The sequence below is a fragment of the Facklamia miroungae genome (genome assembly GCF_012396555.1).
GTDB classification, from domain to species: domain Bacteria; phylum Bacillota; class Bacilli; order Lactobacillales; family Aerococcaceae; genus Facklamia; species Facklamia miroungae.
Genome location: NZ_JAAXPS010000001.1, coordinates 94,336 through 115,716 on the forward strand (window position 1 = coordinate 94,336; position 21,381 = coordinate 115,716).

The 21,381-nt window shown below is 38.4% G+C and carries 19 protein-coding genes; all 19 read left to right on the forward strand.

Annotation, left to right across the window (positions count from 1 at the left end; genetic code table 11):
* Window positions 1–3 precede the first annotated feature (3 nt).
* The 19 genes from rbfA to HF969_RS00660 all read left to right on the forward strand — a co-directional run bounded on the left by rbfA (window position 4) and on the right by HF969_RS00660 (window position 21,317).
* The gene (rbfA, locus tag HF969_RS00570; RefSeq protein ID WP_090288823.1) at window positions 4–390 is read left to right on the forward strand and encodes a 30S ribosome-binding factor RbfA; all 387 of its coding nucleotides are present in this window, start codon (window positions 4–6) and stop codon (window positions 388–390) included.
* A gap of 170 nt (window positions 391–560) precedes the next feature.
* Window positions 561–1,481 (forward strand): tRNA pseudouridine(55) synthase TruB, encoded by a 921-nt coding sequence (gene truB, locus HF969_RS00575; RefSeq protein ID WP_090288824.1) that lies wholly within the window; start codon window positions 561–563, stop codon window positions 1,479–1,481.
* 2 nt (window positions 1,482–1,483) lie between these two features.
* On the forward strand, window positions 1,484–2,425 hold the full coding sequence (gene ribF, locus HF969_RS00580; protein ID WP_090288825.1) for a riboflavin biosynthesis protein RibF: 942 nt from the start codon (window positions 1,484–1,486) through the stop codon (window positions 2,423–2,425).
* A 147-nt stretch (window positions 2,426–2,572) separates the two neighbouring features.
* The gene (gene hrcA / locus HF969_RS00585) at window positions 2,573–3,601 is read left to right on the forward strand and encodes a heat-inducible transcriptional repressor HrcA (protein ID WP_210727849.1); all 1,029 of its coding nucleotides are present in this window, start codon (window positions 2,573–2,575) and stop codon (window positions 3,599–3,601) included.
* Window positions 3,602–3,614: 13 nt separating this feature from the next.
* Entirely contained in the window at window positions 3,615–4,214 is a 600-nt protein-coding gene (gene grpE, locus HF969_RS00590; protein WP_090288826.1) for a nucleotide exchange factor GrpE, read from the forward strand.
* Between the two features lie 51 nt (window positions 4,215–4,265).
* A complete protein-coding gene (gene dnaK / locus HF969_RS00595) occupies window positions 4,266–6,110 on the forward strand; it encodes a molecular chaperone DnaK (RefSeq protein ID WP_090288827.1) in 1,845 nt (614 codons plus the stop codon).
* An 87-nt stretch (window positions 6,111–6,197) separates the two neighbouring features.
* On the forward strand, window positions 6,198–7,343 hold the full coding sequence (gene dnaJ / locus HF969_RS00600) for a molecular chaperone DnaJ (protein WP_090288828.1): 1,146 nt from the start codon (window positions 6,198–6,200) through the stop codon (window positions 7,341–7,343).
* Window positions 7,344–7,589: 246 nt separating this feature from the next.
* Window positions 7,590–9,413, forward strand: a complete 1,824-nt coding sequence (gene lepA / locus HF969_RS00605; protein WP_090288829.1) for a translation elongation factor 4 — start codon at window positions 7,590–7,592, stop codon at window positions 9,411–9,413.
* A gap of 174 nt (window positions 9,414–9,587) precedes the next feature.
* The gene (purE, locus tag HF969_RS00610) at window positions 9,588–10,073 is read left to right on the forward strand and encodes a 5-(carboxyamino)imidazole ribonucleotide mutase (RefSeq protein WP_090288830.1); all 486 of its coding nucleotides are present in this window, start codon (window positions 9,588–9,590) and stop codon (window positions 10,071–10,073) included.
* Window positions 10,066–11,196 carry a 5-(carboxyamino)imidazole ribonucleotide synthase gene (gene purK / locus HF969_RS00615; RefSeq protein WP_090288831.1) on the forward strand — a complete coding sequence of 377 codons (1,131 nt, stop codon included), beginning with the start codon at window positions 10,066–10,068 and terminating at the stop codon, window positions 11,194–11,196. The genes purE and purK overlap by 8 nt, the downstream gene beginning before the upstream one ends.
* Before the next feature lie 39 nt (window positions 11,197–11,235).
* Window positions 11,236–11,484, forward strand: a complete 249-nt coding sequence (gene purS / locus HF969_RS00620; protein WP_090288832.1) for a phosphoribosylformylglycinamidine synthase subunit PurS — start codon at window positions 11,236–11,238, stop codon at window positions 11,482–11,484.
* 1 nt (window position 11,485) lies between these two features.
* The gene (gene purQ, locus HF969_RS00625) at window positions 11,486–12,172 is read left to right on the forward strand and encodes a phosphoribosylformylglycinamidine synthase subunit PurQ (protein ID WP_090288833.1); all 687 of its coding nucleotides are present in this window, start codon (window positions 11,486–11,488) and stop codon (window positions 12,170–12,172) included.
* Window positions 12,165–14,390 carry a phosphoribosylformylglycinamidine synthase subunit PurL gene (purL, locus tag HF969_RS00630; protein WP_090288834.1) on the forward strand — a complete coding sequence of 742 codons (2,226 nt, stop codon included), beginning with the start codon at window positions 12,165–12,167 and terminating at the stop codon, window positions 14,388–14,390. Before purQ ends, purL begins: the two co-directional genes overlap by 8 nt.
* Window positions 14,369–15,859 carry an amidophosphoribosyltransferase gene (gene purF / locus HF969_RS00635; RefSeq protein WP_210727850.1) on the forward strand — a complete coding sequence of 497 codons (1,491 nt, stop codon included), beginning with the start codon at window positions 14,369–14,371 and terminating at the stop codon, window positions 15,857–15,859. The genes purL and purF overlap by 22 nt, the downstream gene beginning before the upstream one ends.
* Window positions 15,860–15,877: 18 nt before the next feature.
* Window positions 15,878–16,918: a phosphoribosylformylglycinamidine cyclo-ligase gene (gene purM / locus HF969_RS00640; RefSeq protein ID WP_090288835.1), complete on the forward strand. Its 1,041-nt coding sequence runs from the start codon at window positions 15,878–15,880 to the stop codon at window positions 16,916–16,918.
* A gap of 15 nt (window positions 16,919–16,933) precedes the next feature.
* Window positions 16,934–17,500, forward strand: coding sequence for a phosphoribosylglycinamide formyltransferase (purN, locus tag HF969_RS00645; protein ID WP_090288836.1), 567 nt, complete (start codon window positions 16,934–16,936; stop codon window positions 17,498–17,500).
* 1 nt (window position 17,501) lies between these two features.
* The gene (gene purH / locus HF969_RS00650; protein WP_090288837.1) at window positions 17,502–19,067 is read left to right on the forward strand and encodes a bifunctional phosphoribosylaminoimidazolecarboxamide formyltransferase/IMP cyclohydrolase; all 1,566 of its coding nucleotides are present in this window, start codon (window positions 17,502–17,504) and stop codon (window positions 19,065–19,067) included.
* Between the two features lie 15 nt (window positions 19,068–19,082).
* The gene (gene purD / locus HF969_RS00655; RefSeq protein WP_090288838.1) at window positions 19,083–20,336 is read left to right on the forward strand and encodes a phosphoribosylamine--glycine ligase; all 1,254 of its coding nucleotides are present in this window, start codon (window positions 19,083–19,085) and stop codon (window positions 20,334–20,336) included.
* 78 nt (window positions 20,337–20,414) lie between these two features.
* Window positions 20,415–21,317, forward strand: coding sequence for a mechanosensitive ion channel family protein (locus tag HF969_RS00660; RefSeq protein ID WP_090288839.1), 903 nt, complete (start codon window positions 20,415–20,417; stop codon window positions 21,315–21,317).
* Window positions 21,318–21,381 lie beyond the last annotated feature (64 nt).

Below are 21,381 nucleotides of genomic sequence, written 5' to 3' on the forward strand. Positions count from 1 at the left end.
TCGATGGCTAAATATCGTATAGGACGTGTTCGTCAAGAAATCATGCGTGAAGTAAATGATATTCTTTTTAAAGAAATCAAAGATCCTCGAGTAGAGGGAGTAACCATTACGGATGTAGAAATAACGGGCGATTTACAAAATGCTACGATCTATTATTCTACCCTTAGTGACAAAGCAAGTCAGCGCCAGAAAACCAGTGATGGATTGAAAGCTGTGACAGGTAAAGTTCGTTCAGAGTTGGGGAGCCGTTTAACCTTGTATAAGGTGCCCGAAATTAAGTTTGAAAGAGACCAATCGATTGATTACGGTAATCATATCGACGCATTATTAAATCAGTTGCATCAATCAGAGTCTCAAGATTCCATTCAAGCAGATGATTCCACAAACTAACTATTCAATATAGGTATAAAACCTAATTACTTCCAGTGACCTTCCTTAAAGAAGGTGAACAAAAGTAATTAGGTTTTTTTAATGAAAAATAAAGAAAAAAGCCAAAGGCTTGGAAGCCAGCCACAAGTAAAGTATAATCTTAGATGTTAATAATTGAGGGGTGGCATAAGATGAATGGGATTGTAGCTGTATGGAAAGAAAAAGGGATGACGAGTCATGACGTAATCTTTCAGATGCGAAAAATATTTAAGATGAAACGAATTGGGCATTGTGGAACTTTAGACCCCGAAGTGGAGGGCGTTTTGGTTGTATGCTTAGGTCAAGCAACTAAACTCGTTGAGTTCTTGATGGAAGGAAAGAAAATATACCAAGGGGAAGTTACCTTAGGTATAGCTACTGATACAGAAGATGCTCACGGCCAAGTAATAGAAGAGAAGCTACTTGAGCAAGCTATTGATGATCAAGCCATTGATCAGGTATTGCAATCTTTAACAGGGCACATTACTCAAATCCCCCCTTACTATTCAGCAGTAAAAGTAAAAGGGAAACGACTTTATGAATATGCTCGAGCAGGTATTAAGGTCGAAAGACCTAAACGACAAGTCTATATTGAACACTTTAAACGTCTTGGTCCTTCCCGCTATGAAGCTGATAGCCAAACGCAATCATTTTTATTTGAAGTAAAATGCAGCAAAGGTACCTATGTAAGAACCTTAGCAGTGGATTGTGGTAAAGCTTTAGGCTATCCCAGCCACATGTCAAAATTAATTCGCACTCAAGCAGCAAACTTTGAACAAGCAGATAGCTACCGTTTGGATCAATTAAGACTGCTGTCCGAAGATAATAAGTTGTCGAGAGCCATTCTCCCGATTGAGTTAGCCATTTCTCATTTTACTCAAATTCAACTCAATGAAGATCAATATCATGATATAAAACATGGTAAAGTATTAACCGCAGATTATTTTGGAGATAATCTAGACCAACCAACTGCGCTTTTATACCAGAGTCATTTATTAGCCATTTATGGGCCACATCCAAGTAAAGTTGGCCTTATAAAACCGATTAAGATGTTTTCGACGGAAGGAGTTTAACATTGCAGACCATATATTTATCGCATCCGTATGACCCTAAAAAAATTTATGATCAACCAATAGTCTTAGCTTTGGGATTTTTTGACGGCGTTCATCTGGGGCATCAAGAAGTTATCAAAAAAGGGCGTGAATTAGCGGATTACTACCAAGTATCATTGGCTGTTTTGACTTTTAACCACACGCCGCGGCTTGTCTATCAACTTATCCATCCTAAGCATTATCATTATTTGAGTGATAATGCGCGAAAAATAGAATTGATGGAGGCAAATGGGGTAGACGTATTGTATATTGCCGAATTTACTTCGGCTATGGGCGCGCAAAGCCCACAAGAATTTGTTGATAATTATATGGTAAACCTGAATGCAATTCATGTGGTCGCGGGCTTTGATTATACGTATGGACCAAAAGAAAACGCAAATATGCAAACCTTAAAAGCTCATAGTCAAGGACGGTTTGCAATCAATGAAATACCAAAAAAATCACTCAACGACCACAAAATATCATCGAGTGAAATTCATTCTCAAATCCTTAAAGGTAATATGGAAGTTGCCAATCAAGAATTAGGCTACATTTACCAAACTAGTGGTATCGTCATAAATGGTCTAAAGAGAGGACGGAAACTCGGTTTCCCCACTGCCAATGTGGCAATTGATGATGGCCAATTAATTCCTGCGATTGGTGTTTATGTGGTGGAATTTTTTGTTCAGGACCAGTGGCACTATGGCATGGCTTCAATTGGTTACAATATTACCTTCGATGACGTGAAAGAATTGTCGGTTGAAGTATATATTCTCGATTTCAATCAAATGATTTATGGCGAAAGAGTAAAAATTAAGTGGCATCATTATTTGCGCGGAGAAATTAAATTTGATGGCATTGAACCATTAATTCAACAACTCGAACTTGATCAAGCTCATACCCGTGCTTATTTTGAATTAGGCTAAAGTCTTCTATCTAACTTAGCACTCTTTATAAAAGAGTGCTAAGTTTTTTAAATTTTTAGCTGTTATTCCCTTGACAAAGGGTTTAAAGGGTAGTAAGATATAGACAGTTAGCACTCATGATATTCAAGTGCTAATAATGTGAGGTGATTGATCATATTAACCGTTAGACAGCATCAAATTTTAGAATTAATTGTTCGTCTTTATGCCAATTTAGAAGTCCCAATCGGATCAAAGACTTTACTCAAGGAAAGCCTTCTTGATATAAGTCCGGCTACTGTGCGTAATGAAATGGTTGTTTTAGAAAAAAACGGCTTTCTCATTAAGGCGCATACATCAAGTGGGAGAATACCTTCTTATGAAGGTTATCGTTACTATGTCGATCGTTTAATCACTAATATTGAGTCGAACTCATGGGCAAAAGCCTATGAATCAGATCTCAAAGCTGTCAGTGAAATCTTTCTAAATCGTCAAGAAGATAATTTTAAGATGGCTAAAATTGCTGCGGATTTAATTGTTTCATTAACAGGCTTACCTTGCTTAGTTTTTGGACAGAATAATGAAGAGCATCGAGTGGCTGATTTTAAATTAGTACCGCTAAGTAACCATCAGATAATGGCGATTCTTTTATCGGATCAAGGTCATGTTGAAAATAAACTCATTCAGACTACTTATCCGATTAAAGATGAAGGTTTGCAGCGGATGCGTTCAATTCTTAATACAGAATTGAAGGGCATAACATTGGAAGATGCTTATCAAAGGGTAAAATTAACGATCCCGATGATTATGCAGAAGCAATTGTCAGCTTCAATTGATTTTTCTCCTTTAGTTGAGAAGTCAATTCAACAAGTGAAAGGAACACGCTATTTTGTTTCTGGTAAGAATAATATTTTTGATTGTTTGGATCAACGTTATTCAAATAATGAATATAAGAAATTATTCGATCTGATTGATGGGTCTAACGAATTATTTGACCTTTTTGATCAATGTCAAGACGGAATTGAAGTTCTTTTCGGACAAGAATTTGCTCCAGAAGGCATGCGTCATTTGTCTCTGGTAACAGGTACTTTTACACAAGACTTTTCTAAGATGAGTTTGAGTATTTTAGGACCTTCAACTATGCAGTACAAGCGCATGATTATATTAATGGAACAAATAATCAAAGAATTTAACAAATAAAGGAGGTCATCAAGTGACGGAAGAAAAAGAAAAACGCGATGACAGTATTACCTCATCTCATGATGAAACCGAAAAAATCAATGTCGAAGAAGTTACGTCATCCGAAGAAATTTTAGAAGAAGAAAAAGAACAAGTGCAAGTTAGTGAAGAGGAACCAGAAGATACCAAAGAAGATGAATTAAATATAAAAATTCAAGCTTTAGAGGATCGGAATTTACGTCTACAGGCTGAGATTGCAAATATGCAAAGATCGAATGCTAGAGAAAGACAGGATGCTGCCAAGTATCGGTCTCAGTCATTAGCTAATAAATTAATTGATGCGATTGACAACCTAGAACGTGCTTTACAAATTGAAGCCAATTCAGAGGAAAGTCAAGCAATTCATAAAGGTATTCAAATGGTTTATGATCAGGTATTACAAGCTTTTAAAGAAGAAAATATCGAAGTGATTAACCCACTTAATGAAAGCTTTGATCCGAATTATCATCAAGCGGTAACGACTCAACCAGTAAGTGAAGGTCAAGAGGTAGATATTGTTGTAAATGTTTTACAAAAAGGTTATCTCTTGAATGATCGAATCATTCGTCCAGCCATGGTGATTGTTTCCGCATAAAAATTACGTATTATCTTTTAAACACATATTATTAAAAAAGGAGTAGATTATATGTCTAAAATTATAGGTATTGACTTAGGAACTACTAACTCTGCCGTTTCAGTCCTTGAAGGTGGAGAAGCAAAAATTATTACTAACCCAGAAGGAAACCGCACAACTCCATCAGTTGTCGCATTTAAAAATGGTGAAATCCAAGTGGGTGAAGTCGCTAAACGTCAAGCAGTAACAAACCCAGATACTGTCGCTTCAATCAAACGTCACATTGGGGAAGATAACTTTAAAACTGAAATGGGTGGCAAAAACTATACACCTCAAGAAATATCAGCTATGATCCTACAACACTTAAAATCTTTTGCTGAAGATTATTTAGGAGATAAGGTTGAAAAAGCTGTTATTACAGTTCCGGCTTATTTTAACGACGCACAACGTCAAGCGACAAAAGATGCAGGACGTATTGCTGGTTTAGAAGTTGAACGTATTGTTAACGAGCCCACTGCTGCAGCTTTAGCATACGGTTTAGATAAAACAGAAACTGAAGAAAAAGTTTTAGTTTTTGACTTGGGTGGTGGAACATTTGACGTTTCAATCCTTGAATTAGGTGATGGTGTATTTGATGTGCTATCAACTGCCGGAGATAACAAGTTAGGTGGCGATGACTTTGATAACAAAGTAATCGATTACTTAGTGGAAGAATTCAAAAAAGAAAACTCAATCGACCTTTCTAAAGATAAAATGGCTTTACAACGCTTGAAAGACGCGGCTGAAAAAGCTAAGAAAGACCTTTCAGGAGTGAGTTCAACTCAAATTAGCTTACCATTCATTACAGCTACAGCAGATGGACCATTGCACTTAGAAACAACTTTAACACGTGCTAAATTTGATGAATTAACACATGATTTAGTTGAAAGAACAAAAGGCCCTGTTCGTCAAGCATTGAAAGACGCAGGTTTAAGTAAATCTGAAATTGATGAAGTTATTTTAGTGGGCGGTTCGACTCGTATTCCTGCTGTTCAAGAAGCAGTTAAGAAAGAAACAGGCAAAGATCCTAATAAATCAGTAAACCCAGATGAAGTAGTAGCGATGGGTGCTGCGATTCAAGGTGGTGTTATTTCTGGAGATGTTAAAGACATAGTACTTCTCGACGTAACTCCATTGTCATTAGGTATCGAAACAATGGGTGGCGTGTTCACTAAATTAATTGATCGTAATACAACCATTCCAACCTCTAAATCTCAAGTCTTCTCAACAGCAGCTGATAATCAACCAGCCGTAGATGTCCATGTTTTACAAGGTGAACGTGAAATGGCAGCTGACAATAAGACTTTAGGTCGCTTCCAATTAACCGACATTCCAGCTGCTCCTCGAGGTATTCCTCAAATCGAAGTTACTTTCGATATTGATAAGAACGGTATTGTGAATGTTTCAGCTAAGGATTTAGGCACACAAAAAGAGCAAACGATTACCATTAAATCTTCTTCAGGTTTATCCGATGAAGAAATTGAGCGTATGGTAAAAGATGCGGAAGCGAATGCTGAGTCAGATAAAAAACGTCGTGAGGAAGCGGATTTACGCAACGAAGTGGATCAAATGATCTTTACTACGAATAAAACAATTGAAGAGTTGAAAGGAAATGACAATATTTCTGAAGAAGAATTATCTAAAGCAGAAACTGCTCGCGATGAGTTAAAAGCAGCTGTTGAAGCCAACGATTTAGAAGAAATGAAAGCTAAACGCGATGCTCTAAATGAAGTCATTCAAAACTTATCAGTTAAACTATATGAGCAAGCTGCTCAACAAGCACAAGCTGCTCAAGAAAATCAAACAGATGGCTCCGATACTCAATCATCTTCTGATGATAATATTGTCGATGCAGACTTTGAAGAAGTCGATGAGTAATTAAGACATACTTTAACAAGAGTCTTGGCTAAGTCCTTGACTCTTGTCTTTTATCAGAAGGATTAGAAAAGAGTAAGGAGGGAAAAGATGGCAAATAAACGCGATTATTATGACGTCTTAGGTGTTTCTAGAGATGCGAGTGATGCAGACATAAAGAAAGCCTACCGCAAGCTTTCAAAAAAATACCACCCAGACATTAATACGGAAGCTGGGGCCGATGAAAAATTTAAGGAAGTAGCTGAAGCTTATGAAGTCTTAAGCGATAGTCAAAAACGTGCAGCATATGACCAATATGGACACGCTTCGACAGATCCTAATTTTGGAGCTGGCTTTGGTGGTGGTTTTGGAGGATTCTCAGGAGGAGCTGGTTTTGGCTTTGAAGACATTTTCGATACTTTCTTTGGCGGGTCAGCTGGAGGAGGACGGAGAGCAAATGCGCCTCGTAAAGGGAATGACCTCCAGTATCGTATAAACTTAACATTTGAAGAAGCAATTTTCGGTAAAGAGACAACTATAAAGTATAACCGGAACGAAGAGTGTCATACATGCCACGGAACAGGAGCTAAAGCCGGTACTGAGCCAGTGACATGTCATAAGTGTCATGGTTCTGGAACGATACAAGTAGAACGTAATTCACCGTTTGGTCGAGTGATGACACAAATGACTTGTGATGTTTGTGGCGGAAGCGGGAAAGAAATTAAGGAAAAATGCACCACTTGTCATGGCTCTGGAATTGAATCAGTTAGTCATTCGGTGAAAGTAACCGTTCCAGCCGGAGTTGAAGAGGGCAATCAAATTCGCCTCTCAGGTCAAGGTGAAGCTGGATCAAATGGTGGACCTTATGGAGATTTATACGTTGTTTTCCATGTCGAGCCAAGTAAAGAGTTTAAGCGCGATGGAACGGAGATCTATTACACGCTACCCATCACTTTCTCTCAAGCGGCCTTGGGTGATGAAATCCAAGTTCCAACGGTACATGGTAAAGTGAAATTAAAAGTTCCAGCTGGCACTCAAACAGGTACTACTTTCCGCTTGAAAGGCAAAGGAGCACCGAGTGTTCGCTCAGGTTATACGGGAGATCAACAAGTAACGGTTAAAGTCGTTACTCCTTCTAAACTGACTGAAAAACAACACGAATTATTCAAACAATTAGCTAAAGAAATGGGTTCAAATGTGAAAGAACAAGAAGGCGGCTTCTTTAATAAGATGCGAGATATCTTTAACGCGGATTAATAGAACGACAAGCATCAGAGTATTGCAGATACTTCTGATGCTTTTTTATTTCGTTTTAAGTAAAAAAGAGTTTTCAAGAAGAGAAGTCTTATCATAATAGGTAAATTCTATAATTTGAAATTTAACTTTTATTGAAGACTTAATTTATTAAAAAGACTATCTGAAAGAAAACTATTCAAAATCAGTAATTTTTGATAAGATAGAGCATAGCTATTGATTAGAGGCTTGAAAAGGAAGTGAAGTCAAGTGAATATAGAACAGATGAAAAACAGACAAGAAAGAATTCGTAATTTTTCAATCATTGCGCATATTGATCACGGTAAATCAACATTAGCGGATCGAATTCTTCAACAGACCCACACGGTTGCAGACCGTGATATGCAAGAACAATTATTGGATTCGATGGATTTAGAAAGAGAACGTGGCATTACCATTAAACTAAATGCCGTTGAATTGACTTACCGAGCAAATGATGGAATTGATTATATTTTCCATTTAATCGATACACCGGGCCACGTCGATTTTACCTATGAAGTATCGAGATCTTTGGCAGCATGTGAAGGGGCGATTTTGGTCGTTGATGCGGCACAAGGCATTGAAGCTCAAACACTAGCTAATGTTTATTTAGCAGTTGATAATGATCTTGAGATTCTTCCCGTGATTAATAAGATTGATCTCCCCTCTGCGGACCCTGAAAAAGTTCAAGCTGAAATAGAGGATATAATTGGAATTGATGCTTCAGAAGCAGTCTTTGCTTCTGCTAAAGCAGGGATTGGTATTGATGAAATTTTAGAACAAATTGTTGAGAAAGTACCGGCTCCGATGGGAGATATTGAAGCTCCATTACAAGCTTTAATTTTCGATTCTGCTTATGACGCATATCGTGGTGTTGTTTTAAATATCCGTGTGATGAATGGAATTGTAAAACCAGGTGATACCATTCAATTAATGAGTAATGGTAAGCAGTTTGAAGTAATTGATGTGGGGATTTTCTCACCAAGTCCTCTAAAAAGAGATTTCTTAATGGTTGGGGATGTCGGCTATTTAACAGCGGGTATTAAGACCATTCAAGATACGCGAGTAGGAGATACGATCACCTTAGCTGATAATCCTGCAAGTGAGGCACTAGAAGGCTATCGGAAACTCAACCCAATGGTCTACGCGGGTCTTTATCCTGTAGAGTCTTCTGATTATAATGATTTAAGAGAAGCTTTAGAAAAGTTACAATTGAATGATGCTTCCTTACACTTTGAGCCCGAAACTTCTCAGGCTCTAGGCTTTGGTTTTCGAACCGGATTTTTGGGCTTATTGCATATGGATGTGATTCAAGAACGAATAGAGCGCGAATTTAATTTAGACTTAATCACAACTGCTCCATCTGTTATCTATCGTGTGCAAAAAACTGATGGTGAAGAAGTAATGATCGATAATCCTTCTGAAATGCCCGACCCAACTGAAATAGATAAGATTTTTGAGCCTTATGTAAAAGCTTCGATCATGGTACCTAATGATTATGTAGGTGCTGTTATGGAACTCGCGCAACGCAAGCGGGGAAATTTCATTACGATGGATTATTTAGATGATTTTCGTGTGAATGTAATCTATGAACTGCCTATGGCTGAAATTGTCTATGACTTTTTTGATAAACTAAAATCTTCGACAAAAGGCTATGCCTCATTGGATTACGAATTAATTGGTTATAAGGAATCCAATTTAGTAAAACTTGATATTCTCTTAAATGCGGATGTAATTGATGCTTTTTCAATTATTGTCCATAAAGATTTTGCTTATAATCGTGGTCGAGCATTAGTTGAAAAATTAAAAGGGATTATTCCACGTCAAATGTTTGAAGTACCTGTTCAAGCAGCGATCGGACACAAAATTATTGCTCGTACCACTATTAAAGCTTATCGTAAAGATGTAACGGCTAAATTATATGGCGGAGACGTGTCACGTCGTAAGAAATTGTTAGAAAAACAAAAAGAAGGTAAAAAACGGATGAAATCAGTCGGAAACGTTGAAATCCCGCAAGAAGCATTTATGGCAGTCTTACAAATGGATGAAGAATAGTACATTAAAGCCCCATCTTTGAGTAATCAAAGATGGGTTTTTTCTGTCTTTTCAACCTAAAAGATAGAAAATTAAAGAAACACGAACAATAGATAGAATTAAACGATTGTTTGTTTGAATCGTGGTTCATAAAGCAATTTTTATATGCTACTATGCTTTTGAGGAGGCGATCGAATGGTATCAGTGGGAGTCATTATGGGGTCAAAATCAGACTGGCCAACAATGAAATTAGCCACAGAAATTCTAACTGAATTTGATGTAAAGTTTGAAAAAAAAGTTGTTTCAGCACATCGGATGCCTGATGAAATGTTTGCTTATGCTAAAGATGCACAGAAACGTGGGTTACAGGTGATTATTGCAGGAGCAGGAGGAGCGGCTCATTTACCGGGTATGGTTGCAAGTCAAACGACTCTGCCGGTAATAGGTGTTCCAATTAAAAGTTCAACTTTAAATGGTTTAGATTCACTATTATCTATTGTTCAAATGCCTGGTGGAGTTCCTGTCGCTACTACAGCTATTGGAAATGCAGGTGCAAAAAATGCCGGTCTCTTAGCAGTCCGAATTTTAAGTTTGCAAGATACATCATTGGTTCAGAAATTAGAAAATTATCATGAAAAAATGCGTCAGATGTCCGTAGAAAGTGGGCAAGAACTTGAATAAATATATTAAACCCGGTTCAACAATCGGCATTATTGGTGGAGGACAACTAGGTAAAATGTTGGCTCAATCTGCTAAACAGATGGGGTATCGTGTAGGTGTTTTTGATCCAGGAGAGGATTGTTCAGCTTCTCAAGTCGCTGATTTTCACGCTCAGGCAGCTTTCGATGACCAAGAAAGCCTAGCTAAATTTGCCAATAAAGTCGATGTGTTAACTTTTGAATTTGAAAATATTTCTTTAGCATCTTTAAAAGAAATCGTTGATGATGGAGCATATTTACCACAAGGGACTGAAATTTTAAGGCTTACACAAGATCGATTAACAGAAAAAGAATTTTTACGAAAGAGCGGTATTCCAGTTGGTGATTTTTCCCCAGTAAATAATGAAGAGGAATTAATAGCCGGAATAAAGCAAATCCAATATCCAGCAGTTTTAAAAACACGACGCTTTGGTTATGATGGTAAGGGGCAGGTCCTGCTAAAAAGTGAGGCTGATTTAGTAGAAGCAAAAGACCTTCTTCACTCAGCACCATGTATTTTAGAAGCATTTGTTCCTTTTAAAATGGAATTATCACATATGGTTGTCAGAAATGCCCAAGGACAAATCAGTATTTTTCCTTTAGCAGAGAATATCCATCATCACCATATACTTCATCAATCGATTGTTCCAGCACGTGTTTCAAAAACAGTTGCAAGCGAAGCCTACCAAGTGGCAGAAAATATCGCCAAGCGATTAGATTTGGTAGGGATAGTGGGAATTGAAATGTTTTTAGCGGACGAAGGTATTCTAGTCAATGAACTAGCACCCCGTCCACATAACTCTGGTCATTATACGATTGAAGCATGCCAGTATTCACAATTTGATTTACACATCCGTTCTATTTGTGGTATGACTCTTCCACAAAATGAATTGCTTTCACCTGTTGTAATGACGAACGTTTTAGGACAAGATCAAAATCAAGTGATAGAAGAATGGCCCAATCATCCAGATTGGCATCTTCACCTTTATAATAAAGGTGAAGCACGACAAAATCGAAAAATGGGCCATATCACTCAAATGGCTGATAGTCATGATCCTATTTTAAAGGAATTTGATCAAGTTGGTATTTGGCTAAACAATAATTAAGAATAAATAGAATTAAAATATTAATAGGGAGTTGTTCTTATGTATAAAGTAGAAGTATTTGTAACCTATAAGGAATCCATTTTAGACCCTCAAGGTGAAGCAATTAAGGGTTCTGTGCATCGTATGGGCATCGATCAAGTCGAAGAAATTCGTCAGGGCAAATATTTTGAGTTAAAAATTAAAAAAGGGCAAAGCGACGTAGAAAGTCTGGTCGAAGAAATTTGTGACAAAATTCTAGCTAATCCAGTGATGGAATCTTATCGATACTCAATCACGGAGGTGGAATAGGATGAAGTTTGCAGTCATTCAATTTCCTGGGTCTAACTGTGATCTTGATGCCTTTCACGCTATTAAAGATATCATGGGACAAGAGGTTGAGTATGTCAGCCATAAGGCAACATCTTTAGACGGATTTGATGCCGTTTTAGTACCTGGTGGCTTCTCTTTTGGTGATTACTTACGTTGTGGGGCGATTGCCTCTCATTCAAATGTGATGCAAGCTGTTAAAGAATTTGCTAAGCAAGGTAAATTAGTCATTGGTATTTGTAATGGTTTTCAAATATTAACAGAAGCGGGTCTGCTTCCTGGTGCACTCATTCGTAACACTTCTTTAAAATTCATTTCTAAAAAACAAGCTTTAGAAGTCGTAAATGCTGACTCTGCCTTTACAAATGCCTATGAAGTAGGACAGGTAATCACAATTCCGATTGCTCACGGCGAAGGTAATTATGTTGTTTCTGAAGAAGAACTTAAGAGCTTGGAGGAAAATAATCAAATTCTTTTCCGTTATGCTGGAGAAAACCCTAATGGCTCAATTGCTAATATCGCTGGTATTTCAAATGAAGAAGGAAATGTGATGGCCATGATGCCTCACCCAGAAAGAGCAGTCGAATCAATTATTAATGGAACAGATGGTATGGGTGTCTTCCAATCGATGATTAATCACTATCAGAAAAAGGCGGTGCAACATGGCTAAATTAAAAGAACTATCTCCACAAGAGGTCGAATCAAGTAAAATTTACCGTGATTGGGGGTTAAAGGACGAAGAATACCTTCATATTAAAGAAGATATTCTAGGACGTCACCCTAACTTTACTGAAACAGGACTTTACGCGGTAATGTGGTCTGAACATTGTTCCTACAAAAACTCTAAACAAGTCTTAAAGAAATTCCCAACCGAAGGTCCGCAAGTTTTACAAGGGCCTGGTGAGGGTGCGGGGATTGTTGATATTGGCGACCAGCAAGCAGTCGTTTTTAAAGCTGAAAGTCACAATCACCCATCAGCTATTGAACCATATGAAGGAGCCGCAACAGGGGTCGGCGGTATTTTGAGAGACATATTCTCAATGGGGGCTCGCCCTATAGCTTCGCTAAATTCCTTGCGTTTTGGTGAATTAGATAATGATCGTATGCGTTATCTATTTGAAGAAGTAGTCGCTGGGATAGCTGGCTATGGAAATTCGATTGGTATTCCAACAGTTGGCGGTGAGATTGCCTTTGATGATTGTTATAAAGGAAATCCGTTAGTGAATGCTATGTCTGTCGGATTAATTGATCATGCGGATATGCAAGTTGGCCAAGCACAAGGTGTGGGCAATTCGATTCTATATGTAGGCGCTAAAACTGGACGCGATGGTATCCACGGAGCGACATTTGCTTCGGTAGAATTTGATGATGAAGTAGAATCAGAACGTTCTGCTATTCAAGTGGGCGATCCATTTATGGAGAAGCTCTTAATGGAAGCTTGTTTAGAAGTTATCTACAATCATAAAGATGCCCTTGTGGGAATCCAAGATATGGGGGCGGCAGGTTTAGTTTCTTCTTCTTCTGAAATGGCAGAAAAAGCTGGAACAGGTGTTACACTGAATCTTGATTTAGTACCTCAAAGAGAATCGGGTATGATTCCTTACGAGATGATGCTTTCAGAATCGCAAGAACGGATGCTTTTATGCGTTAAACGTGGAATGGAAGAAGAAATCATCAATGTTTTCAAAGAATATGATTTAGACGCTGTGGTTATCGGTGAAGTTACAGGCGATGGCCAATACCGTCTCATGCATCAAGGGAAAGAAGTCGCTAATTTACCAGTCAATTCATTAGGTGATGGACCTGTTTATAATAATCAAGGCCAAGTGCCACAAAGAATTCGTGATTGGGCTGAGATGGGTCAATTCCAGCCTGAAATAGAAAATGCAACAGAAACCTTAAAAAATATTTTACAACAACCAACCGTAGCTTCGAAAAAAGTAGCTTATGATACTTTCGATTCTCAAGTTCGTACATCTACCTTAGTATGGCCTGGTTCTGATGCAGCTGTGGTTAGAATTCGTGGAACACGAAAAGCAATTGCTATGACCGCTGATTATAATTCACGTTATATCTATCTTGACCCTGAAGTAGGAGGCCAAATGGCTGTGGCAGAAGCAGCTAGGAATATCGTCGCTTCAGGTGGAAAACCATTGGCAATTACTGACTGTTTGAACTTTGGTAGTCCAGAAAAACCAGAAGTTTTTTATGAACTAGATAAATCTGCTGATGGGATCGCTGCGGCATGCCGGCTATTAGATACTCCAGTTATTTCTGGTAATGTGTCACTTTATAACGAGACTAACGGTAAGGCTATTTATCCTTCTCCAATGATTGGTATGGTAGGCCTTATTAAAGATATTGATCAAGTTACTACGCAACACTTTAAATCAGCCGGGGACTCCATATATGTGATTGGTGAAACAAGTGATGCTTTTAATGGATCAGAATTACAAAAAATGATGCTTGGTAGGATTGAAGGTCCATTATTTGACTATGATTTGACCGCAGAAAAAGCAAATCAAGAAACCGTTGCAGCTGCCATTCAAAAAGGCTATCTTGCTTCTTGCCATGATCTTTCTGAAGGTGGATTGGCTGTTGCCCTAGCGGAATCTGCTTTCAATACAGAATTTGGCTTAGAAGTAAAAGTCAATATGCCAGCCAGCCATCTATTTGCTGAGAATGGTTCACGCTTCATTGTTTCAGTAAAAGCAGACCAACAAGCTGCCTTTGAAGCTGAATTTAAGAATCAATTCGTTCGAATAGGACAAGTAACGGATAAAGATCTAATTCGCATCCAAGCGAAGGACCAATTTATTGAAGCAGAACGTTCAGAATTGCAAGAACTATGGGAGGAAGCTATACCATGTCTTTTAAAAGAGAAGTAATCCAAGGGCAAGAAGTGGTTTCAACAGAGATCACTGATGATATTTATGATTTACCTCATGAAGAATGCGGTCTAATTGGTTTATGGAATCAAAAACAAGCCGCCTTTGATGCCTATTATGGTTTACACGCTCTACAACATCGTGGTCAAGAAGGAGCAGGAATTGCTACACTTCATGATGGTAAAATGCTTGCTCATCGTGATTTTGGTTTAGTCAATCAAATTTTTAATCGCCGCCAAAGCCTTGAAGAGTTAAAAGGGAAGGCAGCGATAGGACATGTGCGTTATGCGACGGCTGGGCTTAATGATATTAATAATATCCAACCCTTTGTTTTTCATTTTCATGATGGCCCAGTTGCGATGGCCCATAATGGGAACTTAGTGAACGCTCATTCCTTGAAGGTTGAACTGGAACAAAAAGGTTCCATCTTCCATACAACTTCTGATAGTGAAGTGATCATGCATTTGATTCGACGTTCACAAAAAGAAAGCTTTATTGAAAAATTGAAAGAGTCGTTAAAACGTGTTGTTGGGGGCTTTACTTATCTTTTCTTGACTGAGAAAGAATTGATCGGGGTTTGTGATCCCAATGGATTCAGGCCATTAATCGTCGGTAGGATGCCAAATGGTGGTTATGTCATGGCTTCGGAGTCTTGCGCTCTTGATCAAATCGGAGCTTCCTATCTTTTTGATGTTGAACCGGGTCAAATTGTTTCTATTAACAATGAAGGGATTCAAAAGGAATACTACACTGAGGCTCGTCAGCAGGCAATCTGTTCCATGGAATTTATCTATTTTGCAAGACCAGATTCGAATATTCATGGAATTAATGTTCACACAGCGCGAAAGAACTCAGGCAAAAAGCTGGCCCAGGAACAGCCAGTAGAAGCAGATATTGTAATTGGTGTGCCTAATTCTTCTTTATCAGCAGCTTCTGGTTATGCTGAAGAGGCTGGCATTCCTTATGAAATGGGCTTAATCAAAAATCAATACATTGCTCGAACCTTTATTCAACCGACTCAAGAATTACGAGAGCGTGGAGTTAGAATGAAGTTATCAGCCGTTCGTAAGGTTGTGGAAGGTAAAAGAATTGTGATGGTTGATGATTCAATTGTTAGAGGGACAACCTCAAAACGCATTGTTGGTTTGCTGAAAGCAGCTGGAGCTAAAGAAGTTCACGTTCGAATAGCGTCTCCAGCACTTAAACATCCTTGTTTTTATGGTATAGATATTTCGAATACACGCGAATTAATTGCAGCTAATCATACACTGAAAGAAATAGAAAAAATTATTGAGGCCGATTCTCTAGCTTATCTCAGTGAAGAAGGTTTGATTTCAGCTATTGATCTTCACTCAGACGCTCCTTATAAGGGTTTGTGTATGGCTTATTTCAATGGTGATTACCCAACCGCTCTTCATGATTTCGAAAGGGAATACCGTGCAGAATTAGAACGCATTGTTGTAGATTAAACGATAGGAGGAAGTAAGTTGACGAACAAAAATGCTTATAGTCGTGCTGGAGTGGATGTGCATGCCGGATATGAGGCTGTTAAAAGAATGAAAAAGCATGTTGAAAGAACCATGCGTCCAGAAGTGCTTACTAATCTCGGAGGTTTTGGTGGTGCTTTTGATATTTCTCAGTTCGCTTACCAGGAGCCAGTGCTGGTCAGTGGTACGGATGGAGTGGGTACGAAATTAATGATCGCCATACAAGCTGAAAAATACGATACCATTGGCATTGATTGTGTTGCTATGTGTGTCAATGACGTAGTCGCCCAAGGTGCTGAGCCGTTGTTTTTCCTGGATTATATTGCTGTTGGTAAAAACGATCCCCAGATAGTCGAACAAATTGTGGCGGGTGTAGCAGAGGGATGTGTCCAAGCTGGTGCTGCCTTAGTAGGCGGTGAAACTGCAGAAATGCCGGGGATGTATGATGAGCAAGACTTTGATGTTGCTGGTTTCACGGTGGGAATCGCAGAAAAAACACAATTAATTACCGGTGATCAGGTGAAAGCTGGAGATGTGCTAATTGGACTTGCTTCTTCAGGCATCCACTCTAATGGCTTTTCACTCGTTCGTGATATTTTCTTCAATCAACATCATTATCAGTTAAGTGATCCAGTTATTGAAGGAGCTGACCAAAGTTTAGCAGAAGCCTTGCTTGTTCCTACAAAGATTTATGTTAAGTCTGTCATGCCACTTGTAAAAGCTGGTTTAATTCATGGGATCGCTCATATTACTGGCGGTGGGTTTATTGAAAATCTACCACGGATGATGAAAGAAAATTTGGCTTGTGAAATCAATTTAGGTTCCTGGCCTGTATTGTCAATCTTTAATCAAATGCAGGCTTTAGGCCAAATTAACCCTTTGGAAATGTATGAAATCTTTAATATGGGAATCGGTATGGTTTTAGCAGTACCTGCTGAAAAAGTAGTTGAAGTGAAGCAGATGCTTGATCAAGCAGGAGAGGCTGCTTATGAAATAGGCCAAGTCATCAAAAAAACAGATAAAGAAGTTATTTTCAAATAGCAAGGAGGTAAAGGAATGAATATAGCAGTATTCGCATCGGGATCAGGGTCAAATTTTCAAGCGCTCGTCGAAGCTTGCCGTGATCAAAATGATTTCAATTTTGTTTTATTGTTTTCAGATTATCCTCAAGCTTATGCACTCGAACGTGCCAATAAACTTGGTATTCCAAGTTTAGCAGCTAGTCCAAAAGATTTTAATTCAAGGGATGAGTATGAAGAGTTTCTTTTAAGAAAAATGGAAGATTATCAAGTGGATTATATTCTTTTGGCGGGCTATATGCGGATTATTGGACAGGACCTGTTAGAAGCTTATCCTGATCGAATTCTCAATATTCATCCTTCGCTTTTGCCAGCTTTTCCTGGTAGACATGGGATCGCTGACGCCTACCGGGCGGGTGTTAAAGAAACTGGAGTTACCGTCCACTTAGTGGATCAAGGGATTGATACGGGTAGGATTTTAAAGCAAGCTAAAGTTTTAATCGAACAGGGTGAAACATTAGCTGATCTTGAGGAAAAAATCCATCAAGTTGAACATCAATTATACCCTCAAGTTGTAAAAGAATATCTTAAAGGAGTGGAATAAATTGTCACGTGCATTAATTAGTGTGTCGGATAAAACAGGGCTCATACCGATGGCTCAAGCCTTAGTTGCTCAAGGAATAGAGATCATCTCAACAGGCGGGACTAAACGCTTTTTAGATGAAGCAGGACTTCCCACAAAAGCGGTGGAAGAAGTGACAGGCTTTCCAGAAATGATGGATGGAAGGGTTAAAACCTTGCATCCTAAAATTCATGGTGGATTATTAGCTTTAAGAGATAATAAGGACCATCAAACCGCTATGAAAAATAATGCAATCGAGTATATCGACTTTGTGATTGTAAACCTCTATCCTTTTAAACAAACTATCCAAAATCAAGAAACCAGCTTAGCAGAGGCAATCGAACAGATTGATATTGGTGGACCAAGCATGATCCGTTCTGCAGCCAAAAATTATCAATCGGTAACAGTAGTTGTTGATCCTCGTGATTATCCGCTTGTTATTCAAGAATTAGAAGATAATGGAAAGACAGCATACGCTACTCGTCAACAACTTGCTCAAAAAGTTTTTGCCCACACGGCTTCTTATGACACCTTAATTGCAGACTATTTAGCTAGTCAAATTAAGGATGTGGATGAAAATCGACAAGTTGCTCCCGTTGAAACACTTACTTTAACTTATGAGCGAATGTACGATTTGCGTTATGGCGAAAATGCTCATCAAACAGCCGCTGTCTACCAGAACCCATTTTCATCTTCTTTTGCGATTACCAAGGCAAAAATACTTAATGGTAAACCTTTATCCTATAATAATTTACGCGACGCGGATGCAGCAATCAAAATGGTGAGAGATTTTCCAAATCAAGCCTGTGCGGTAGCTGTTAAACATATGAATCCTTGTGGAATAGCAGTTGCAGAAACGATAGAATTAGCTTTCGAACGTTGCCGACAAGCTGATCCTATTTCAATTTTTGGAGGAATTGTCGTCATTAATCGCAATCTAACAGTAGATTTAGCACAAACGCTACACTCTATGTTTTTAGATGTTATTATTGCACCAGATTTTGAACCGGGGGCATTGGACATTCTTAAACAAAAAGCCAATGTACGTGTTCTTCAGTTAAAGATGGATGATCTTGCTATGGATACGTTGGAAATAACATCTGTTACGGGAGGACTCTTAGTCCAAGAAGCGGATATTCTAAAAGAAAATCCAGATCAATGGCAACAAATGGGAGAAGTTTCTATTTCAAAAGAACAACGAAAAGCCCTCGCTTTTGCTTGGAATGTAGTAAAACATGTAAAATCAAATGCTATTGTTATTTCTAATGACCACCAAACATATGGAATAGGAGCTGGTCAAACCAATCGCGTTGGTGCTGCTAAAATTGCACTTGAGCATGCCAAAGAATTAGGGGCTGACTTTTCTGAGATGGTTTTGGCTTCTGATGCCTTTATTCCAATGATCGATACAATTGAATTAGCTAACCAATACCATATTAAAGCAATTGTTCAGCCAGGTGGATCAATTGGTGACAAAGAAGTCATTGCTAAAGCTGATGAATATGGCATCACTATGTTAGCAACGAACGTCCGTCATTTTCGTCATTAAAAGAAAGAGGTTATTATGAAATTATTAGTTATTGGTAGTGGAGGACGTGAGCATGCAATTGCTTATCATTTACTAAAGAGCCCGATGGTTGAATCAGTGTTTTGTGCTCCGGGTAATCCAGGTATGAAGGCTGACGGGATTTCGTGTGTTAATATTTCAGAATACGCCTTTGAAGACTTAATAACTTTTGCAAAAAAAGAACAGATCGACTGGACCTTTGTTGGACCCGAAGGCCCTTTATTTGAGGGAATTGTTGATCAGTTTACGCAAGCTGGTCAGATTGCTTTTGGGCCTAACCAGGCTGCTGCTCAAATCGAAGGCTCCAAATTATTTGCTAAAGAATTAATGCAAAAATATGGTATTCCTACCGCAAGTTACGCTTCTTTTACTGATCAAAGTGCTGCACTTAGTTATCTTGATCAGCAATCCGTGCCGATCGTCGTTAAGGTTGATGGCCCGGCTGCTGGTAAAGGAGTAACTGTCGCTTTAACGAAAGAAGAAGCTGAAAAGGCGATTAAATCAGCTTTTGAAAAAGACTCTTCACAGCAGAGACTTGTGATTGAAGAGTGTTTAATTGGACCGGAATTTTCTATTTTTTCTATGGTTTACAAAGGTAAAGTATGCCATTCTTTACCTGCGAGAGATCACAAACGCCTATTAGATGGAAATTTAGGGCCAAATACGGGTGGTATGGGAGCTTTCGCACCTGTAGGAGATATTAGTGAAGACTTATATCAAGAGACGTTAAGAACCATTGTCGAGCCCGTTTTGGTGGCAATGGAAAAAGAAGGAACACCGTTTAATGGTGTTTTATACACTGGTTTAATGAATACCGCTGAAGGACCTAAGGTCATTGAATTTAATGCGCGTTTTGGAGACCCTGAAACCCAGGTTGTACTACCATTATTAAAAACGGATTTTGCTGAATTAATTAACGATCTATTACATGGTCGTGAAACGCAGGTTGAATGGATGGAAGATAAGGCATGTCTAGGCGTGATTTTGGCTGCGGAAGGGTATCCAGCAAAACCTATTAAGGGCATAGAGTTTGCCTTAACCTCACTTATGGATCCTTCAATGAAAATATATTATGCCGGTGTTTCATCCTACAAACCACTCATTTCAAGTGGAGGTAGGATTGCTATGATAACCTGCCTGGCAGATTCTAAGGATCAAGCACAAAAAAAGGTCTACCAGTATCTTGCTGAACAAGATTTAAAGCAGATCATTTATCGTAAAGATATCGGCAGTTTCTTGCTTAAGTCTTAGCATTCGTTTAGAATATTATTATAATAGATCGTTGATCGATCCTATTAATTTTAATGGATAATAGATAAGGGAGCACTTATGACTTTTTTCAAGAATTTCTTCAAACAATTTCAGACCGAGATTGACCTCATTCAGATTTCTCAAGCTCTGTTAATTGGTTTTTGTAAGATCATCTTTTCAGTGATTATACTTTACTTTATGAAAAAGATCTTCATTAAAATGATTGAAACCTATTTTCTCGGAAAAAGATCTTCAAGAATACGATTTGCTAAGCAAGCGCGTAACCACACGATCAGTCGTCTTTTGACCAATTTGGTTCAGTACCTCTATTATTTTCTTTTGGCCTATACCGTCTTAAGTATTATAGGTGTACCTGTTGGAACCTTAGTGGCTGGGGCTGGAATTGTCAGTTTAGCAATTGGTTTAGGGGCCAAAGATTTAGTATCCGATGTGGTTAATGGCTTTTTTATTCTGCTAGAACATCAATTTGATGTGGGAGATGCTGTGTCAATTAACGGCTATAGTGGAACGGTTCATTCAATCGGCTTGCGAAATACAGTTATCCGTGATTATAATGGCACTCACCATTTTATTCCTAACGGAAGTATTGGCCAAATGTCCAATCTTTCACTCAACAGTATTCGAGTCGACATTGATTTATTTATATATCCTGATCAAGATATTGACCAGTTAGAAGAACGTCTCCAAGAAATATATCTAAACGTTCCGCAGGATGATCAATTGATTTTACGTGATCCTGATTTTTTAGGTGTTTTTCGTGATCCGCAAGGGCGCCTGATATATAAAATAAGAATTTGGTCTAAAAGCGTAGATGATATGCTAGTCGTTCAAGCTAGGTATTATAAAGCCTTTATCCAGGGCTTATCTGAAGCCAAAGTTAAATTGGCTATGGGTAATCAAGAACGTGTTCAAGTCGCTTTGAATGATGAAGAAAGTACCCTAACAAACGAGTCATACTAATGCATTTTAGATAGGAAAACATAGCACAATAAAAGCTAACCTCTTTTGAGGTTAGCTTTTTGAA

Coding starts and splice junctions, on each gene's coding strand:
- rbfA (WP_090288823.1), top strand. CDS start 4: ATGGCTAAATATCGTATAGGACGTGTTCGTCAAGAAATCATGCGTGAA.
- truB (WP_090288824.1), top strand. CDS start 561: ATGAATGGGATTGTAGCTGTATGGAAAGAAAAAGGGATGACGAGTCAT.
- dnaK (WP_090288827.1), top strand. CDS start 4,266: ATGTCTAAAATTATAGGTATTGACTTAGGAACTACTAACTCTGCCGTT.
- dnaJ (WP_090288828.1), top strand. CDS start 6,198: ATGGCAAATAAACGCGATTATTATGACGTCTTAGGTGTTTCTAGAGAT.
- purE (WP_090288830.1), top strand. CDS start 9,588: ATGGTATCAGTGGGAGTCATTATGGGGTCAAAATCAGACTGGCCAACA.
- purS (WP_090288832.1), top strand. CDS start 11,236: ATGTATAAAGTAGAAGTATTTGTAACCTATAAGGAATCCATTTTAGAC.
- purQ (WP_090288833.1), top strand. CDS start 11,486: ATGAAGTTTGCAGTCATTCAATTTCCTGGGTCTAACTGTGATCTTGAT.
- purL (WP_090288834.1), top strand. CDS start 12,165: ATGGCTAAATTAAAAGAACTATCTCCACAAGAGGTCGAATCAAGTAAA.
- purF (WP_210727850.1), top strand. CDS start 14,369: ATGTCTTTTAAAAGAGAAGTAATCCAAGGGCAAGAAGTGGTTTCAACA.
- purN (WP_090288836.1), top strand. CDS start 16,934: ATGAATATAGCAGTATTCGCATCGGGATCAGGGTCAAATTTTCAAGCG.
- purD (WP_090288838.1), top strand. CDS start 19,083: ATGAAATTATTAGTTATTGGTAGTGGAGGACGTGAGCATGCAATTGCT.
- HF969_RS00660 (WP_090288839.1), top strand. CDS start 20,415: ATGACTTTTTTCAAGAATTTCTTCAAACAATTTCAGACCGAGATTGAC.